Source organism: Lentzea xinjiangensis (assembly GCF_900110955.1).
Taxonomy (GTDB): domain Bacteria; phylum Actinomycetota; class Actinomycetes; order Mycobacteriales; family Pseudonocardiaceae; genus Lentzea; species Lentzea xinjiangensis.
The window spans coordinates 83,001-101,661 of sequence record NZ_FOFR01000028.1; the positions used below are offsets into that span (position 1 = coordinate 83,001).

The window sequence follows — 18,661 nt, forward strand, 5'->3', positions numbered from 1 at the left end:
TGGCCCTTCCCGGCGTGTCACGCCTGTGTGCCGATCGTGTCGATGGGCTTGCCGCGCAACGACAACCGCGTGGACACGGCGATCGACACCACGCCGAGCACCGCCGCTCCGGCGAGCACGCCCAGGTACACCAGGACACCTCCGGCGGGCAGCGGGCTGCCGGTCAGGCCGATCGCCAGCACCGCCAGCGGGACCGCCGCCACCGCCGTGCCCAGCACCGCGGCGAGCCCGACCGTCACCACCGCCTCCGCCCGCATCATCCGGACCACCTGCCGGCGTCCGGTGCCGACGAGGCGCAGCAGGGCGAACTCGCGGCGCCGTGCCGCCGTGGACATCACCAGCGTGTTCGACACCGAGATCGCCACGTATCCGAGGATCACGCCGACCGCGACGAGGTTCAGCAGGAACTGGGTCCGCTGGTCGCCCTGCTCCTGCGCGGCCACCCGGTCCTCGACCCGCAGTCCGGGATACCGGCTCGTCAGCTCGCGCAGCGCCGTCACGTCCGCGGAGTCCACGAGCACCGCGCTGTCCATCGCGGCCGTGGTGTGGGCACGGGCGTCGGCCGCGGCCAGCACGTAGTCGCCGAACGCGAGGTCGTGCTCGTAGGTCGCGACCACCCGCAGGCGAGCGGGTTGCCCGTCGGCGAACCAGAACTCGACGGTGTCCCCGACCTCCTTGCCCTCCCACGAGGCGTGCCCGGCGCTGAGCGCCACGGTCCCGGCGGTGAGGTCGGCGAGCCGGCCGGAGGTGACGCCGAGGTCGACCGTGCCTCCGGCGGAGGCGTCGAGCCCGCTGGCCGCCCGGCGCTGCACCTCGACGCCGTCACCGGTCTCGGTCGCGGTGATCACCTGCGTGCGCACCAGCGAGGTCGCGGTCGCACCGGGGATCTCGCGCGCGGCCGCGGAGATCTCGACCGGCACACCCGTCCCGCCGGTGATCACGTGGTCGGCGGTGATGGACCGCGTCGTCTCCTGCTGCACGGCCGCGGTGAACGTCGTCTGGCTGTAGAAGTTCACCACGGCGAACCCGATCGCGAGCATCAACGGCGTGATGGCCGCCGCCAGCCGCCGCGAGTTCTTCCGCACGTTCGCCGCGGCGAGGTACCCGCTCACCCCGGCGGTGCGGCCGAGCACCGGCGCGATCAGCCGCACCGCCGCACCGACCACGCGCGGCCCGACGAGCGAAAGACCGGTGATCAGCACCAGCGCCGCCAGCACCGACATCGCCGCGCCGAGCTGCCCGCGCAGGAACAACGGCGTCGTCGTGGCGGCGAGGCCGGCGCCCAGCAGCACCCAGCCGATCGCCAGCCGGACCCTCCCGGCGTCGCGCCGCTGCACCGCGGCCTCCCCCAGCGCCTCGACGGGGCTGATCGACGACGGCCGCCGCGACGCGCTCCACGCCGCGATCCGTGCCGCGGCGACCCCGATCAGCAGTGCCGCGACGAGCGGGATGGGGCTGATCGTGAGGGCGAAGTCGGCCGGCACCACCCCGATCTTCGCGAACGCGTCGCGCAGGCCGTTGCTCACGGCGATGCCCAGCAGGCTGCCGAGTACGCCGGCGACCGCGGAGACCACCGTCGTCTCGACGCCGATCAGCTTGCGGACCTGCCGCGGCGTGGCGCCGACCGCGCGCAGCAGGGCGAACTCGCGGCGGCGTTGCTCGACACCCAGTGCGAGCGTGCTGGCCACGACGAAGATCGCGACGAGCACCGCGTACCCGCCGAACGAGCCTGCCAGGATCGCGAGGATCGACTTGGTCTGGCTGACGTCGTCGAACTCGGCCGCGCTGCGGTCGGCGCCGGTCGACACCGTGACGTGGTCCGCGGCCAGGACGCCTTCCAGCCGGCCGGCGAGGTCGTGGGCGCCGGGTTCGGCCAGCACGCCGATGGCGGTGACCCGGTCCGGACGCCCCGCGAGACCGGAGGCCTCTGCCTCGCTGAAGAACACCGCCGCCTGCCGCGGGATGTCCGCGGTGGCCGCGATCCCGCTGACGCGGTAGGTGACGGGAGCCGAGCGGGTCGTGATCCGCACCTCACCACCCGCCCACGTGTTCGCCTTCGCCGCGAGCGCCGAGTCGAGCACCACCTCGCCGGCGGCCTCCGGCGCGCGGCCTTCCTGGAGCGTGAACGGCGCCAGCACGGCGGACTGCCAGTTGTGGCCGAGCGACGGCCTGTCCGCGAGCGGCTGCCCGTCCTGGCCCACGACCACGGCGGGGAACGTCTGCTCGGGAACCGCGGCCCGCACACCGGGCACCGCCGCGATCTTGCCCACCAGCGCGGCCGGGATCGCCGGCTGCTCCGCCGCGTGCTCGAACGCGAGGACGTCCCCACCGGGCGGCCGCACGGTCCGGTCGCCGCTGACCACCACGTCGGTGGCCGCGTACCGCTGCGTCGGCACGCCACCGCGGAAGCCGGACTCCATCAGGATCCCGCAGGCGGCGACGAGCGCGGTGCCGCACAGGACGGCGACGAAAGCGCCGATGAACCCGCTGGTGCGGGCTTTGACGGTCTGCCAGGCGAGGCTCAGCACGGCCCACCACTCCCCTTCGTCCCGTGCGAACGCCCCGCGAGGGGCCGCGCGCTGCTCGTGCTCGCCGCCGGGGCGTGCACCGGCCTGATCCCGCTTCCCGCCAGTTCCCGCGACCTGGCCGCGCTGCCTCTCCCCGAGCCCGTCGCTCTCCCGGCCTCCGGTTCCGGCCCGCTCACGGACGACCCCGCGCTACCCGTCGGCCTGACCACCCGCTCCACCGCTCCCCGCGGCCTCCTCGTGCGCACATCCGCACCACCTCTCCGCGAGCCGCGCCGGTCCCCCGGCCCGGTCCCCCGACCCGGTCCGCTGCCCGCACGCCCCACCGCGCTCACCACTCGCCCAGGTGGGTCATCCGCTCAGCCACCCGCTCCGGCGTGGGTCCGACCAGTTCCCCGGCCAGCCGCCCGTCCGCCAGGAACAGCACGCTGTGCGCCGCCGAGGCGGCGACCGGGTCGTGGGTGACCATCAGCACCGTCTGGCCCATCTCGTCCACGATCGACCGGAGCAGCGCGAGCACCTGGTGCGCGGTCCGCGAGTCCAGCGCCCCGGTCGGCTCGTCCGCGAGGACGACCTCGGGCCGTGCCACCAGGGCGCGGGCGATCGCCACCCGTTGCTGCTGTCCCCCCGACAGCTCCGACGGGTGCCGGTCCAGCCGTCCGTCCAGGCCCACCCGGCCGACGACCTCGCGCAGCCAGTCCCGGTCCGCGGTGCGGCCGGCCAGGCGCAGCGGCAGGGTGATGTTCTGCTCGGCGGTCAGCGACGGCAGCAGGTTGTAGGCCTGGAAGACGAACCCGATCCGGTCGCGGCGCACCTTCGTCAGCGCCGCCTCCTTCAGCTCACCCAGGTCGGTGTCGCCGAGCAGCACGCGGCCGGACGTCGGCCGGTCCATGCCCGACGCGCAGTGCAGGAACGTGCTCTTGCCCGAGCCGGAAGGTCCCATCACCGCGGTGAAGGTCCCCTGCCGGATGCCGGCGGTGACCTCGTCCAACGCCGTCACCGCCGCACCGCCCGAGCCGTACACCTTCCGCACCGCCTGCAACGACAGCGCGTCTGCCCTCATCACGTTCTCCTTGGTCCGCAACGGCTTTCGACCAAGAACGTAGGTTCCGGGCACCCCCGGGAACGATCACGCAGGCTGCCCACGACGAGGTGGAGCACGCTCCACCCCCGGACGCGGTTCGTCGGGACGGACAGATCGGCGAGGCCAGATTCGTCGGGCGCGACGAGGTGTCGGCAGGGGCGCCGAACCTAGGTTGTCGAGTGACCGGAGTCACGTCTACGTGGATGAGGCGCGGATGTCCAAGCTCAACGAGATCAGCGACTGGCTGCAGGAGAACCTGCCTCGACTGGTGGCCGAGCACGACGTGCCCGGTGCGGTGGCGGCCGTCATCGCGGGCGGCGAGGTCGTCGAGGCCGCGGCGGGCGTGCTCAACAAGAACACCGGCGTCGAGACGACGACCGACTCGCTGTTCCAGGTCGGGTCGATCACGAAGGTCTGGACCGCGACCCTGGTGATGCAGCTCGCCGACGAAGGGCTGCTGGACATCGACGCGCCCGTGCGCGACTACCTGCCCGAGTTCCGCATCGCCGACGAGGACGCCGCCGCCCGGATCACGGTGCGGCAGCTGCTGAACCACACGGCGGGCTTCGAGGGCGACCTGTTCACCGACACCGGCCGCGGTGACGACTGCGTGGAGAAGTACGTGGCCACGCTGCACGACACGCCGCAGCTCTTCGCGCCCGGCGAGATGTTCAGCTACAACAACGCGGGCTACGTCGTGCTCGGGCGGGTCGTGGAGGCCCTGCGCGGCAAGCCCTACGACCGCTGCCTGCACGAGCACCTCTTCACGCCGCTCGGTCTCACCCGCGCCGCCACGAGCGCCGACGAGGCGATCATGTTCCGCGCCGCCGTCGGGCACCTCACGCCGGACGAGGACGCGGGCCCGCAGGTGGCGCCGGTCTGGTCGCTGGTGCGGTCGAACGCCCCGGCCGGCTCGATGCTCGCGATGAGCGCCCGCGACCTGCTCGCGTTCGCGCGGATGCACATGGAGGACGGCGCGGGCGTGCTGTCGCCGGCGAGCGCCCGCGCCATGCGCGAAACCCAGGTGCGCGTGCCCGATCTCGCGCTGATGGGCGACGCCTGGGGGCTGGGCTGGGAGCTGTTCCACTATCCACAGGGGACGGTCATCGGCCACGACGGCGGCACGATCGGGCAGAACGCCTTCCTGCGGCTGGTCCCCGAGCGGGGTGTCGCCGTCGCGCTGCTCACCAACGGCGGCAAGACGATCGACCTCTACCAGGCGGTCTTCCGGCACGTGCTGCGCGAGCTGACCGGCGTCGAGCTGCCCGCGATGCCCCAGCCCGCCGCCGAGCCGGACCGCGTCGACGGCGAGCGGTTCACCGGCGTGTACGTGTCGTCGGTCGCCGAGCGCGTGGTGACGCAGGACGAGGACGGCCGGATCTGGATGGAGCTCGTGCCCAAGGGGATCATGGCCGAGGTGAGCCCGGAGTCCGCGGGCAGGACCGAGCTGGTGCCGTGGCGGGACAACACGCTCGTCGCCGCCGAACCGGTGCACGGGGTCCACCTGCCGCACGCCTTCGTCGGGGACGACGGCCACGGCAGGGCGCTCTACCTGCACACCGGCCGGGCGGACCGCCGGGTGGCCCGGTGATCGGCGCGGCCTTCGCCGAGGCGGGGATGGAGGGGGCCGTCCACGCCCGCGAGGTGGGCGCCGGGGACGGTCCGCCGGGCGCCTTCGGTGCGGACGAGACCCGGCGGACGCGCGTCACGTCCCGCCACCGCGCCGGCCAAGCCCCGGTGGACGCCGTGCTCGCGGATGCCGGCGCCGACGAGGCGCTCGCCGGCCGGGCGCGGGACCAGGTCCGGAAGATGTCCATTGTGGACCCGGAACGCACCACCCCCTCGACGCCGGGGGAGATCACCGCGCTGCCCGACGCGATCCGGACCGACCGCGACGAGGCCGGCGTCGTCCCCCACCCCGACGGCCGAGGCCACGCCGTCGCGGTGTTCACCCGCTCGCAGTCGCCCGACCTCCGGCACCCCGCCGTCGACGCGGTGATCGGCCGCGCCGGACGCCTCGCCGTCGACCACCTCCGGAGCACATCATGAAACGCGCGGTAGCACTGTTCTCGGCAGCTCTCGTCCTGGCCGGGTGCGGATCCTCGGCGAACCCGGGGTCCGGGAGCCAGGACCTGGCCGACGGCAAGACGTTCACGATGTCGATCGGCGCGGATCCCGGTTCCCTGGACCCCGCCCTCACCGTCCTGGCGGCGGCGCGCTCGGTCGGCCGGTTCCTCTACGGCAGGCTGATCGAACGCACCTCCTCCGGCGAGATCGTCGCCGGGCTCGCCGAGAAGTGGGAGGCCACGACCACCACGGCGACCTTCACCCTGCGGGAAGGCATCACGTGCGCCGACGGCGCGCCGCTCACCGCGGAGGACGTCGCGGCGAACATCAGGTTCGTCGGCGACCCGCAGAACAAGTCCCCGCTGGCCGGGATCCAGGTCACCCCCGGCACGACGGCGACGGCGGACGCCGCGGCCCGCACGGTCACCGTGACCAGCGGCGCGCCGGACGCGTTCCTGCTGACCAACGCCGGCACGTTGCCGATCGTGTGCGCCAAGGGCATGGCCGACCGCTCGTTGCTCGCCAAGGGCGAGCAGGGCACCGGCATGTTCACGATCACCGAGATCGTGCCGAACGACCACTACACGCTCACCCGGCGCAAGGACTTCGCGTGGGGTCCCGGCGACTGGCAGCGCGACCAGCCGGGCCTGCCGGACCGGGTCGTCATCCGGGTGATCGCGAACGAGACGACCGCGGTGAACCTGCTGCTGTCCGGTCAGCTCACCGCCGCCACGGTGGCGGGCCCCGACCAGGAACGCCTGTTCGCGCAAAAGCTCGCCCACGTCGACTCGGCCACACCGTTGGGAACGCTGACCTTCAACCAGGCCGACGGTCATCCCGGCAAGGACCCGGTGGTGCGGCGCGCGCTGGTCCAGGCGCTCGACCTGGCGCAGGTCGGCAAGGTGCTGACCAACGGCAAGGGCAAGCCGTCGCAGAGCCTCGTGACGGTCCAGCCCCGCCCGTGCACCGGCGACAACGTCGGTCCGAACCTGCCGGGCTTCGACAAGGCCGCCGCGGCCGCCGCGCTCGACGGCGCCGGCTGGCGGGCCGGACCCGACGGCACGCGGACCAAGGACGGCGCGGTGCTGTCGGTCAAGCTGCTCCAGCCGACCGTCGTCGGCCCGACCCTCACCGCGACCGCCGAGCTGATCCAGCAGGCGTGGCAGCAGGCCGGCGTGCGGGTGGAGATCGCGCCCGCCGACGCGGCCGGTATCAACCAGACGTTGTTCGGCACGGGCGCGTGGGACGTGTCGATGGTGCCGCTGACCCTCTCGCTGCCGAGCCAGCTCGTGTCGTTCGCGTCCGGCCCGGTGCCGCCGCAGGGCGTGAACTTCAGCCACATCACCAACGCCGAGTTCGAGGCGGAGTCGAAGCAGGCCGCGTCGATGGCCGGCGCGGCGGGCTGCGAGCACTGGAACAAGGCCGAGGCCGCGCTGGTCGAGGACGCCAGTCTCGTGCCCTACTTCGACGCGGTGGTGCCCACCTTCGTCAAGGGCGCGAAGTTCACGATCAGCGACAGCATCGACCCGGCGTCGATCCGGATGCTCGCCTCATGACCACCGCGGTGCGGGTGCGGGGCGGCGGCACCTGGCTGCCCTTCGCCCGGCGGCGGGCCGTGCGGTTCCTGACCTCGCTGTGGGTGTTGGTGACGGCGGCGTTCCTGATGATCCACCTCATCCCCGGCGACCCGGTCCGCGAGTCGCTCGGGCTCTCCGCGCCCCCGGAGGTCGTCGCCGCGCGCCGCGCGGCGCTGGGCCTCGAGGACCCGTTGCCCGTGCAGTACTGGCACTACCTGACCGGCCTGTTCCGCGGTGAGCTGGGCACCTCGCTGATCAGCGGGACACCGGTGGCGGACCTGATCGGCGACCGGCTGCCCGCGACCGCGCAGCTCGCGGTGCTGGCGTTCCTCGTCGTGGTCGTCGTGGCGGTGCCCGTCGGTGTCCTGATGGCGGTGCTCACCAAGGGCGGCCGCCGCCGCGGCGCGGAGCTGGCGTTCACCTCCACGAGCGTGGTGCTCGCCGCGATCCCGGAGTTCCTGCTGGCGGTGGGGCTGGTGGGCCTCTTCGCCGTGCAGCTGGGCGCGTTCCCGGTGGCGGGCAACGACGCCGCCGGTTCGTGGGTGCTGCCCGTGCTGGCGCTCGCGATCGGGCCGGCCGCGGTGCTCGGGCGGATCGTCCGGGTCGAGCTGCTCGCCGTGCTGGGCAACGACTTCGTGCGCACGGCCAGGGCGAAGCGGCTGCCGGCCCGGCTGGTGTACCTGCGGCACGCGCTGCCGAACGCCGTCACCGCGACGCTGACGCTCGGCGGCATGCTGCTCGGCGCGCTCGTCGCCGGCACCGTGCTGGTGGAGAACGTGTTCGCGTGGCCGGGGCTCGGCTCGACGATCGTCGGCTCGATCCAGCAGAAGGACTACCCGGCGGTGCAGGGCATCGTGCTCGTCTACGGCGCCGGGGTGCTGCTGGTCAACCTGGTCGTCGACGTGGTGCTCGCGCTGCTCGACCCCCGTTCGACGATCAGGGAGGCCTGATGGGCAGGCGAGGCGTTCTCCGCGCGGCGGCCGGACCGGCGCCGGTCGCCACCCCGCGCGACCGGACGGGCGTGGTGCGCACGGTCCTGCGCTCCCCCGTGGGCGCCACCTCCGCCGTGCTGCTCTGCCTGCTGGTGGCGCTGGCCGTCTTCGCCCCGCTGCTGTGGGGTGACCGGGCCGCGGCGATCGACACCGACGCCCTGCAGCAGGGCCCGTCCCCGGCGCACCTGCTCGGCACCGACCAGCTCGGCCGTGACATCTTCTTCCGCGTCCTGGTCGCCACCAGGCTGACGATCGGCCTCGCCCTGCTCGCCACGGTGATCGGCGTGGCCGCCGGCCTGGTCCTCGGTTCGGCGCCGTCGGTGCTGCCCCGGTGGGCAGGCCGCGTCGTGACCTCGGCGGTGAACATCGCGGTGGCGTTCCCCGGACTGCTGCTGGCGCTGTTCTTCGCCGTCATCTTCGGCACCGGGACGATCGGCGCGGTCCTCGCCATCGCGTTCGCGATCACCCCGTCGTTCGCCCGGCTCACCCAGACCCTCACCGCGTCGGTCGCCGGCCGCGACTTCATCGCGGCGGCACGGGTGTGCGGGGTGGGCAGGTTCCGCCTGCTGACCCGGCACGTCCTGCCGAACATCGCCGAGCCGCTGGTCATCAACTCGACCCTGGCCGCGGGCTCCGCCCTCACCGCGTTCGCCGGCCTGTCCTTCCTGGGCATCGGCGTGCAGGCCCCCTCCTACGACTGGGGAAGGCTGCTCGGCGAAGGCCTCAACCGCATCTACCTCTCGCCCGCGCCCGCGCTCGGACCGGCGGTCGCCGTCGTCGTGGCCGGCCTCGCGTTCAACCTCTTCGGCGAGGCGGCCGCGTCCGCCGCCGGCCGCCGGCCGCAGCCGGTCAGGAGGACACCACCGGCACCGGAGTCCATTGTGGACGACAGCGGGGGTGGCCTGCTGACCGTGCGGAACCTGCGCGTGACGTTCCCCGGCGGCATCTCGCCGGTGCGCGGGGTGTCCTTCACCGTCCACGAGGGAGAGATGATCGGTGTGGTCGGCGAGTCCGGCTCGGGCAAGAGCCTCACCGCGCTGGCCGTGTCCCGGCTGGTCGAGCACCCCGGCGAGGTCACCGCCGACCGGCTGGAGTTCGACGGCAGGCCACTGGCCGCGACGCCGGACCGCGAGCTGGGCACGAAGCTCGCGATGGTCTTCCAGGACCCGATGACCTCGTTCAACCCGACGCGCCGCATCGGCAGGCAGCTCGCCGAGGTGTCCGAGGTGCACCAGGGGATGTCGCGCCGCGACGCGTTGGCCAAGGCCGTCGACCGGTTGCGCGCCGTGCGGATCCCGGAGCCGGAGCGCAGGGCCGGGCAGTACCCGCACGAGTTCTCCGGCGGCATGCGGCAGCGGGCGATGATCGCGATGGGGTTGATGGGCGAGCCGCGGCTGGTGATCGCCGACGAGCCCACCACCGCGCTCGACGTCACGGTGCAGCGCGAGGTGCTCAGGCTGCTCGCGCGGATCAGGGCGGAGCGGACGGCCGGAGTCCTGCTGATCAGCCACGACATCACGGTGGTCGCGCAGACCTGCGACCGCGTGCTCGTGATGTATGCGGGGCGGATCGTCGAGGAGCTGCCGACCGCCGAGCTGTTCACCGCCGCGCGGCACCCGTACACGACCGCGCTGCTGGCCGCGGTCCCCGACCTCGACACGGATCGGGACGCGCCGCTCGCGGTGATCCCCGGCCGGCCTCCCGAGCCGGGCGAGATCGGGCCGGGGTGCCCGTTCGCGCCGCGCTGCCCGCTCGCCGGGGACCGGTGCCGGACCGAGGAGCCCGAGCTCACCGCGATGGCCGACGGGCACCGGGTCGCGTGCTGGCGGTCGGAGAGCGAGCTGACGCTGGCCGCCACCGGCGGGCCGCGATGAGCGAACCGAGGTCCGGCGGCCGGACCCCCCGCCACCCCGCGCACCGGCGGCCACCCGGCCGCCCGAACCCCATCACCACCGGAGGCACCCGATGAGCGAGCTGCGGTTCGACGCCGTCAGCGTCCGCTACGGCCACCACCTCGCCGTCGACGACGTGAGCCTGACCGTCCCGTCGGGACAGGTCGTCGGGCTGGTCGGCGAGTCGGGCTCCGGCAAGTCCACGCTCGCCGCCACCGCCGTCGGCCTGGTGCCCGCCACCGCGGGCCGGGTGCTGGTGGACGGTGCGGAGAACCACCTCCGCAAGGTCCAGATGGTGTTCCAGGACCCGTACTCCTCGCTCGACCCGAGGATGAGCATCGGCGGCTCGATCGCCGAGGCCATGCCCAGGGGCACCGACCGGCGCGCCGAGGTCGCCCGCCTGCTCGAGCTGGTGAACCTCGACCCCGGCCGGGCCACCGCGCTGCCGTCGCGGCTCTCCGGCGGGCAGCGGCAGCGCGTCGCGCTCGCCAGGGCGCTCGCCGGGCGGCCGGAGGTGGTCATCGCCGACGAGATCACGTCCGCGCTCGACGTGTCGGTGCAGGGGGCCGTGCTGAACCTGGTGCGCGACCTCCAGCGGCAGCTCGGCCTGTCGATGCTGTTCATCTCGCACAACCTCGCCGTCGTGCGCTACGTGAGCGACCGGATCGCGGTCATGAAGAGCGGCCGGATCGTCGAAGAGGGGCCGGCCGAGCGGGTGCTCGCCGCCCCCGAGCACCCGTACACGCGCGAGCTGCTCGCGGCCGCGCCGAGGCGGCACACCAGGCTGGAGGCTTCATGACCGGCGATCTGCACGCGCGCAGCGTCGTCGCGGACACGCACAACGACCTGCTCGACGCCATCGCGCACCGCCCGGCCGAGCAGTGGGTGCCGCACTTCCGCGAGCGCTGGCTCCCGCAACTCCAGGCCGGAGGGGTGAACCTGCAGGTGCTGCCGGTGTTCGTCGACGACGTCTTCCGGCCGGAGGGCGCGCTGCGGCGGACGCTGCGGATGATCGAGGCCGCGCACCGCATCGCCGAGGGCAACCCGGACACCGTCGCGCTGTGCCGCACCGGCGCCGAGATCGACGCCGCGCTGGCCGGTGACCGCATCGCGCTCGTGCTCGCGCTGGAGAGCGCCCCGGGCGTCGGCGAGGACGTGGAGCTGTTCGAGACCCTGTTCCGGCTCGGCGTGCGGATCGCGTCGCTCGCGCACTTCGGCCGCACCGCGCTGGCCGACGGCAGCGGCGAGGACGCGACCGGCGGCAGGCTCACGCGGGCCGGTGTCGCCGCGGTGGCCGAGATGGAACGCCTCGGCATGATCTTCGACGTCAGCCACCTGAGCGCGGCGGGCGTCGAGCACGTGCTGGAGCTCGCGACCCGTCCGGTGATGGCGACCCACTCGTCGGCACGGGCGTTGCGCGACCACCACCGCAATCTCACCGACGAGCAGCTGAAGGGCATCGCCGCCAACGGCGGTGTGGTGTGCGTGAACTTCTTCGCGCCGTTCCTGCACGAGACCGACTTCGGCATCGACCGGCTGATCGACCACATCGAGCACATCGCCGGCGTCATGGGCGTGCGGCACGTCGGCCTCGGCCCGGACTTCGTCGAGGAAGTCCTGCGGGACGTCACCCCGCCGTGCTGCGAGGTCCAGTTCATCGAGGGCGTGCCCGTCGACCGGTTCCTGCCCGGCCTGGAGGGTCCGGCGGGACTGCCGCTCGTCACCGAGGCGCTGCGGCGGCGCGGCTGGCCCGACGACGACATCGCCCTGGTGCTGGGGCAGAACGTGCTCGACCTGTTCCGTTCCGAGCTGACGAGGGGACCCGCATCGTGACCACCACCGAGGACCTGTACGACTGCGCGCTGCCCGAGCAGCCCGTCCTCTCGCCGGACGGGACCGAGATCGTCTACGTCCTGCGCACCACCGACCGCGAGGGCGACCGCGACGTCCGCGCGCTGTGGCGGGTCCGCGGCGGCAAGGCGGAGCAGCTCACCAGGGGCACCGCCGACGTGGCGCCGGCCTTCTCGCCCGGCGGCGGCGAGATCGCGTTCCTGCGCGCCCAGGACGGCCCGGCGCAGCTGTGGCTGCTGCCCGCCGGCGGGGGCGAGCCCGAGCAGCTCACGAAGCTGCCGCTCGGTGCCGGCGCGCCGGTGTGGAGCGAGGACGGGACCCGGCTCGCGTTCTCCGCGCCCGTCGACATCGCGGACGCCACCGCACCGGTCGTCGCCGACCGCCTCGACTACAAGGCCGACGGGTCCGGGTACCTGCGCAGCGTCCGTTCCCACCTGCACGTGCTGGACCTGGCGAGCCGCGAGGTGCGCCAGGTGACCACCGGCGACTGGCACGCCGGAACGCCCGCCTGGTCGCCGGACGGGACCCGGCTCGCCTTCCCGGCGGCGCGGGACCGGGACTCCGACCTCACCTTCCGCGTGCCGGTGCACGTCGTCGACGCGGACGGCCGTGCGGAACCACGGGTCGCCGGGCTTGCCGACGGGCAGGCCGCGACCGTCGCGTGGACCCCGCGGGGCCTGCTGGTCACCGGGCGGACCACCGCGGACGCCGGGCACCTCGACCTGCTGCACCTGACGCCGGACGGCGAGGTGCGCAACCTCTCGGCGGCGCTCGACCGGAACGTGATGCCCGGCATGGCCGGCTATCCCGGCGGGCTGCCGGCGCTGTCCGGGAGCACCGTCCTGTTCTGCGCCCGCGACCGGGGCTGCACCCAGCTCTACTCCGCGGACCTCGACGGCGACGAGCCGCGGCTCGTCATGGGCGGCGACTCCCGGGTCGTGGCGGGGCTCTCCGTCGCCGGCGGCGTCGCGGCCATCGTCCTCGGCACGGCCACCTCGTACGGCGAGATCGCCACCGTCGACCTGGACACCGGGACGGTGACCGTCCACACCGAACACAACAACCCCGACCTGCTGGTCCGCGAGGAACGCGAGTTCACCGTCTCGGACGGCACCGTCGTGCACGGCTGGCTGGTCCGCGACCCGGAGCGCACCGGCCCGGCGCCGCTGCTGCTGGACGTCCACGGCGGCCCGCACAACGCCTGGAACGGAGCCGCCGACCCGGTCCACCTCTACCACCAGGTGCTGGCGCGGCAGGGCTGGACGGTGCTGGTCCTCAACCCGCGCGGCAGCGACGGGTACGGCGAGGCGTTCTACCGCGCGGCGCTCGGCGCGTGGGGCAAGGCCGACGCCGGGGACTTCCTGGAGCCGATCGACCAGCTCGTGGCCGAGGAGATCGCCGACCCTGACCGGCTCGCCGTCACCGGGTACAGCTACGGCGGCTACATGACCTGCTACCTGACCAGCCGCGACACCAGGTTCGCCGCCGCCGTCGCCGGTGGGGTGGTGAGCGACCTGAGCAGCATGGCGGGCACCTCCGACGGCGGGCACTACCTGACCGAGCTGGAGCTCGGCGGCCCCGGCGAGCACCTCGCCGAGCTGTCCCCGCTCACGCTCGTCGACCAGGTCCGCACGCCGACGCTCATCTACCAGGGCGCCGCGGACGACAGGTGCCCGGTGGGCCAGGCCGAGCAGTGGTTCACCGCGCTGCGCCGGAACTCGGTGCCCGCCCGGCTCGTGCTCTACCCCGGCGAGTCGCACCTGTTCGTCCTCGACGGCAAGCCGTCGCACCGCGAGGACTTCAACCGCCGGGTCGTCGACTGGGTGTGCGAACACGCGACCGGGCGCAAGCCGCTCGACGCGGAGCACTGGCAGCGCAGGCTTTCCGCGCTCGCGAAGAAGCACGGCGTGCCCGGCGCGGTGCTCGGCGTCCTGTACCGGGGCGAGGTCGTCCAGGCGCACCACGGCGTGCTGAACACGGCGACCGGCGTCGAGGTCACCGACGACTCGATCTTCCAGATCGGCTCGATCGGCAAGGTGTGGACCTCGACGGTCGTGATGCAGCTCGTCGACGAGGGACTGCTCGACCTCGACGCGCCGATCGCCGACGTGCTGCCCGAGCTGAGGCTGAAGGACCCGGTCGTCGGGCAGAAGGTGACCATGCGCCACCTGCTCACGCACACCAGCGGCATCGACGGCGACGTCTTCACCGACACCGGCCGCGGCGACGACTGCCTTCAGCGCTACACCGAGCTGCTCGCCGACGCGGCGCAGAACCACCCGCTCGGCGCGACGTTCTCCTACAGCAACGCCGGTTTCGTGCTCGCCGGCCGGGTGGTCGAGAAGCTCACCGGCAAGACCTGGGACGCGGCGATGCGCGAGAAGCTCTTCACCCCGCTCGGGCTCACCCGCACCGGCACGTTGCCGGAGGAGGCGTTGCTGCACCGCGCCGCCGTCGGCCACGTCACCCGGCAGGACGACGAGCTCGAACCCGCGCCGGTGTGGCAGCTACCGCGTTCGCTCGGGCCGGCCGGGACGATCTTCTCCACCGCCGCGGACGTGCTCGCGTTCGCCAGGGCGCACCTCGACGGCGGGCTGGCGCCGGACGGCACGCGGGTGCTGTCCGAGGAGTCCGCCGCCGCGATGACCGAGAAGCAAACCGACGTGCCCGACCCGCACGTGCTGGGCGACTCGTGGGGTCTCGGCTGGATCCGGTTCGGCTGGGACGGGCATCGGCTGATCGGCCACGACGGCAACACGATCGGGCAGTCCTCGTTCCTGCGGCTGCTGCCGGAGCAGGGGCTCGCGGTCACGTTGCTGACCAACGGCGGCCAGGCGCGCGAGGTGTACCTGGAGCTGTACCGGGAGATCTTCGCCGAGCTGGCCGGGGTCGCCATGCCGCGCCCGGTCGAACCGGCCGCCGAACCGCCGGTCGTCGACTGCGCGCGCTACGCCGGCACGTACGAGCGCGCCTCGTCCCGCCTCGACATCACCGAGGGCGAGAACGGGCTGCGGCTGAAGATGACGGTGACCGGTCCCCTGGCCGGGCTCGTCCCCGACCCACCGGAGGTCGACCTCGTGCCGATCGACGACACGCTGTTCGTCTGCCGGATGGCGGAGAATGAGAGCTGGACGTCCGTAGTGTTCTACGCGCTCCCCACCGGGGAGAAGTACGTGCACATGGGTGTCCGCGCCACGCCGAAGGTGTCCTGATGACTCTGCTCGCCGACATCGAGCGGCTCGTGACCTGCGAGTCGCCGTCCACCGACCTGGCGGCCGTCGCGCGCAGCGCGGACGTCACCGCCGAGGTGGGCTCCGCGCTGCTGGGCGCGCCACCGGACCGGATCGTGCTCGACGGCCGCACGCACCTGCGGTGGCGTCTGGGATCCGGGCCGCGCAAGGTGTTGCTGCTCGGCCACCACGACACGGTGTGGCCGATCGGGACGCTCGCGCGGATCCCGTTCGAGGTGCGCGACGGGGTGCTGCGCGGGCCGGGCTGCTTCGACATGAAGACCGGCGTCGCGATGATCTTCCACGCCGTCGCGGCACTCGGTTCCCCGGACGGCGTCACGGTTCTCGTCACCGGTGACGAGGAGATCGGCTCGCCGTCGTCGCGCGGGCTGATCGAGACCGAGGCCCGGGAGCACTCGGCCGTGCTCGTCACCGAGGGGTCCGCGGACGGCGGAGCGCTCAAGACGGAGCGCAAGGGCACGTCCATGTACGAGGTGGCGCTGCACGGCCGCGCCGCCCACGCCGGGCTCGAACCCGAACGCGGCGTGAGCGCGACGGTCGAGGCGGCGCACCAGGTCCTGGCCGTCTCGGCGCTGACCGACCTCGCCGCCGGCACCACCGTCACACCGACCGTGCTCACCTCCGGGACCACGACGAACACCGTTCCCGCGCAAGCGCGGTTCTCGGTGGACGTGCGGGTGCGCAACCTCGCGGAGCAGGTGCGCGTGGACAGGGCGATGCACGCGCTGCGGCCGGTGCTCGACGGGGCGCGGGTCGAGGTGACCGGTGGCCCCAACCGCGCGCCGATGGAGCTGTCCGCGTCCGCCGGGCTGTTCGAGCTGGCGTGCGGACTGGCCGGCTTCGAGCTGGCCCAGGCAGCGGTCGGCGGCGCGTCCGACGGCAACTTCACCGCGGGCGTGGGAGTCCCGACGCTCGACGGCCTCGGCGCCGTGGGCGGCGGGGCGCACGCCGAGAGCGAGCACGTGCTGGTGTCCGAACTGGCGCCGCGCACGACGCTGCTCGCGGCGCTGGTGAAGGAGCTGACATGACGCTGGTGACGCGGAACGTGGTGGTCCGGCAGCTCACCGAGTTCGCCGAACTCGTCGCCACCCAGCGGTTGTACGAATCGATCTGGCGGCCGACCGGCGACGGCGGCGCTCCCCCGGTCACCGCGGAGCTGCTGCGGGCGATGACCAAGGCGGGCAGCTATGTCGCGGGCGCGTTCGACGGCGACGAGCTGGTGGGCGCCTGCATCGGGTTCTGCTCGCCGCCCGCCGCGGGCGCGCTGCACAGCCACATCGCCGGGGTGGCGGCGGGCATGCGCGGCCGCAACGTCGGCTACGCGCTGAAGCTCGACCAGCGCGAGTGGGCGCTCGCCAGGGGCCTCACCGAGGTCACCTGGACGTTCGACCCGCTGGTGCGCCGCAACGCCCACTTCAACCTGGCCAAGCTCGCCGCCGACGCGACCGAGTACCTGCCCGACTTCTACGGCAGCATGCACGACGACATCAACGGCGGCGGGGAGACCGACCGGCTGCTGGTCCGCTGGCGCGTCGACGCGCCGCAGGTCGCCGCCGCGTGCGCCGGCCACCCGCGGGTCGTGACCGCCACGGGCGTCGTGGGCCTCGGGATCTCCGACGACGGCCTGCCGCTGCGCGGCAGCGGCACCGGCAGCACCGTGCTCGTCGCGGTGCCGCCGGACATCGAGGCGCTGCGGGCCACGAACCCGGCCGCGGCCAACGAGTGGCGCTACGCCGTGCGCGACGTGCTCGGCGGCCTGCTCGCCGCGGGCGCCCGTGTCACCGGGTTCGACAGGTCCGGCTGGTACGTCGTCGAGAGGAACGGTGGGTCGTGAAGCTGTCCGGGGTGGAGATCCGCTGGGTCGAGATGCCGCTGAGGTCGCCGTTCCGCACGTCGTTCGGCACCCAGACCGTGCGCGAGTTGCTGCTGCTGCGCGCCGTCACGGACGAGGGCGAAGGCTGGGGCGAGTGCGTCGCGATGGCCGACCCGGTGTACTCGTCGGAGTACCTGGAGGGCTGCGCGGACGTGCTGCGGCGGTTCCTGGTGCCGGCGCTGTCGGGCCGGGTCGACGGCGTGTCGGTCGCGCCCCGGCTGGCCCGCTTCCGCGGGCACCGGATGGCCAAGGGCGCGTTGGAGATGGCTGTGCTGGACGCGGAACTGCGCGCGCGTGGCGTGTCGTTCGCTCGCGAGCTGGGCGCGACGCGTGACCGCGTGCCGTGCGGGGTGTCGGTGGGGATCATGAACTCGATCCCGGAACTGCTCGACGCGGTGGACGGCTACCTCGGCGAGGGCTACGTCCGGATCAAGCTGAAGATCGAGCCCGGCTGGGACGTCGAACCGGTGCGGGCCGTGCGCGAGCGGTTCGGCGACGACGTGCTGCTCCAGGTCGACGCGAACACCGCCTACACCCTCGGCGACGCCCGGCACCTCGCCCGGCTGGACCCGTTCGACCTGCTGCTGATCGAACAGCCGCTGGACGAGGAGGAGCTGCTCGCCCACGCCGAGCTGGCGAAGGTGGTGCGCACCCCGATCTGCCTCGACGAGTCGATCACCTCGGCCCGGTCCGCCGCCGACGCGATCAAGCTCGGCGCCTGCCAGGTCGTCAACGTCAAACCGGGCAGGGTCGGCGGCTACCTGGAGGCGAGGCGCATCCACGACGTCTGCGCCGCCCACGGCATCGCCTTGTGGTGCGGCGGAATGCTGGAGACCGGCATCGGGCGCGCCGCGAACGTGGCGCTGGCGGCACTGCCGGGATGCACTCTGCCGGGCGACACGTCGGCCTCCGACCGCTACTACCTGACGGACGTGACCGAGCCGTTCGTGCTCGACGACGGGCATCTGGCGGTGCCCACCGGGCCGGGGCTCGGGGTGACGCCGCTGGCGGACGCGCTCGACGCGGTGACGGTGAAGACGGAGTGGGTTCCGGTGGGGGCCGGTTGAGCGGCGCGGGGCTCGGGTGGTTCGGGGCTGGGCGGCGCGGGCTGAGGTGGTCCGGGCTGAGGTGGTCCGGGCTGAGGTGGTCCGGGCTGAGGTGGTTCGGGCCGGGTGGTTCGGGCCGGGTGGTTCGGGCCGGGTGGTTCGGGCCGGGCGGTTCGGGCCGGGCGGTTCGGGCCGGGCGGTTCGGGCCGGGCGGCGCAGGGCTTGGGTGGTCCGGGCTGAGCGGTCCGGGCTGAGCGGTCCGGGCTGAGCGGTCCGGACTGAGCGGTCCGGACTGAGCGGTCCGGACTGAGCGGTCCGGACTGAGCGGTCCGGACTGAGCGGTCCGGACTGAGCGGTCCGGGCTGATCCGGGCGGGTCCGGATCCGAGCCGGGGCTGGGCGGACCTGGGCCGGGCGGACCTGGGCTGGGCGGGCGGTCTGGGCCTGGGCGGATCGTGGCTGGGCGGATCTGGGTCCGGGCCGATTTGCGTCCGGGCCGGTTTG

The 18,661-nt window shown here is 73.7% G+C and carries 12 protein-coding genes and 1 pseudogene; 11 read left to right on the forward strand and 2 right to left on the reverse strand.

The genetic code is table 11. The annotated features are described in order from the left end of the window. Positions 1 to 17: 17 nt before the first annotated feature. Both BMW88_RS37145 and BMW88_RS37150 read right to left on the reverse strand, forming a co-directional pair. Positions 18 to 2,528, reverse strand: coding sequence for an FtsX-like permease family protein (locus BMW88_RS37145; protein WP_089960609.1), 2,511 nt, complete (start codon positions 2,526 to 2,528; stop codon positions 18 to 20). A 328-nt stretch (positions 2,529 to 2,856) separates the two neighbouring features. Beyond that, complete coding sequence (locus BMW88_RS37150; RefSeq protein WP_089960669.1) at positions 2,857 to 3,588, reverse strand: ABC transporter ATP-binding protein; 732 nt, start codon at positions 3,586 to 3,588, stop codon at positions 2,857 to 2,859. Positions 3,589 to 3,823: 235 nt separating this feature from the next. On the opposite strand from BMW88_RS37150, the gene BMW88_RS37155 reads away from it, so the two are divergent. From BMW88_RS37155 to menC, 11 genes and pseudogenes are all read left to right on the forward strand, one after another. Beyond that, positions 3,824 to 5,200 (forward strand): serine hydrolase domain-containing protein, encoded by a 1,377-nt coding sequence (locus BMW88_RS37155; protein ID WP_089960612.1) that lies wholly within the window; start codon positions 3,824 to 3,826, stop codon positions 5,198 to 5,200. Further along, the gene (locus tag BMW88_RS37160) at positions 5,197 to 5,658 is read left to right on the forward strand and encodes a hypothetical protein (protein WP_245778321.1); all 462 of its coding nucleotides are present in this window, start codon (positions 5,197 to 5,199) and stop codon (positions 5,656 to 5,658) included. The genes BMW88_RS37155 and BMW88_RS37160 overlap by 4 nt, the downstream gene beginning before the upstream one ends. Further along, the gene (locus BMW88_RS37165) at positions 5,655 to 7,232 is read left to right on the forward strand and encodes an ABC transporter substrate-binding protein (RefSeq protein ID WP_089960618.1); all 1,578 of its coding nucleotides are present in this window, start codon (positions 5,655 to 5,657) and stop codon (positions 7,230 to 7,232) included. Before BMW88_RS37160 ends, BMW88_RS37165 begins: the two co-directional genes overlap by 4 nt. Continuing rightward, complete coding sequence (locus BMW88_RS37170) at positions 7,229 to 8,203, forward strand: ABC transporter permease (protein WP_089960621.1); 975 nt, start codon at positions 7,229 to 7,231, stop codon at positions 8,201 to 8,203. Before BMW88_RS37165 ends, BMW88_RS37170 begins: the two co-directional genes overlap by 4 nt. Next, the gene (locus tag BMW88_RS37175; RefSeq protein WP_089960624.1) at positions 8,203 to 10,119 is read left to right on the forward strand and encodes a dipeptide/oligopeptide/nickel ABC transporter permease/ATP-binding protein; all 1,917 of its coding nucleotides are present in this window, start codon (positions 8,203 to 8,205) and stop codon (positions 10,117 to 10,119) included. Before BMW88_RS37170 ends, BMW88_RS37175 begins: the two co-directional genes overlap by 1 nt. Before the next feature lie 91 nt (positions 10,120 to 10,210). Then, positions 10,211 to 10,924 (forward strand): annotated as a pseudogene (locus BMW88_RS37180) (ABC transporter ATP-binding protein); the annotation flags it as partial. A gap of 8 nt (positions 10,925 to 10,932) precedes the next feature. Further along, positions 10,933 to 11,970 (forward strand): dipeptidase, encoded by a 1,038-nt coding sequence (locus tag BMW88_RS37185; protein WP_089960627.1) that lies wholly within the window; start codon positions 10,933 to 10,935, stop codon positions 11,968 to 11,970. Beyond that, positions 11,967 to 15,200 (forward strand): serine hydrolase, encoded by a 3,234-nt coding sequence (locus BMW88_RS37190; protein ID WP_245778322.1) that lies wholly within the window; start codon positions 11,967 to 11,969, stop codon positions 15,198 to 15,200. Before BMW88_RS37185 ends, BMW88_RS37190 begins: the two co-directional genes overlap by 4 nt. Next, a complete protein-coding gene (locus BMW88_RS37195) occupies positions 15,200 to 16,267 on the forward strand; it encodes a M20 family metallopeptidase (RefSeq protein ID WP_218148363.1) in 1,068 nt (355 codons plus the stop codon). The genes BMW88_RS37190 and BMW88_RS37195 overlap by 1 nt, the downstream gene beginning before the upstream one ends. Next, positions 16,264 to 17,073, forward strand: coding sequence for a GNAT family N-acetyltransferase (locus tag BMW88_RS37200; protein ID WP_089960633.1), 810 nt, complete (start codon positions 16,264 to 16,266; stop codon positions 17,071 to 17,073). Before BMW88_RS37195 ends, BMW88_RS37200 begins: the two co-directional genes overlap by 4 nt. Then, positions 17,070 to 18,179 carry an o-succinylbenzoate synthase gene (gene menC / locus BMW88_RS37205; protein ID WP_089960636.1) on the forward strand — a complete coding sequence of 370 codons (1,110 nt, stop codon included), beginning with the start codon at positions 17,070 to 17,072 and terminating at the stop codon, positions 18,177 to 18,179. Before BMW88_RS37200 ends, menC begins: the two co-directional genes overlap by 4 nt. Positions 18,180 to 18,661: the final 482 nt, after the last annotated feature.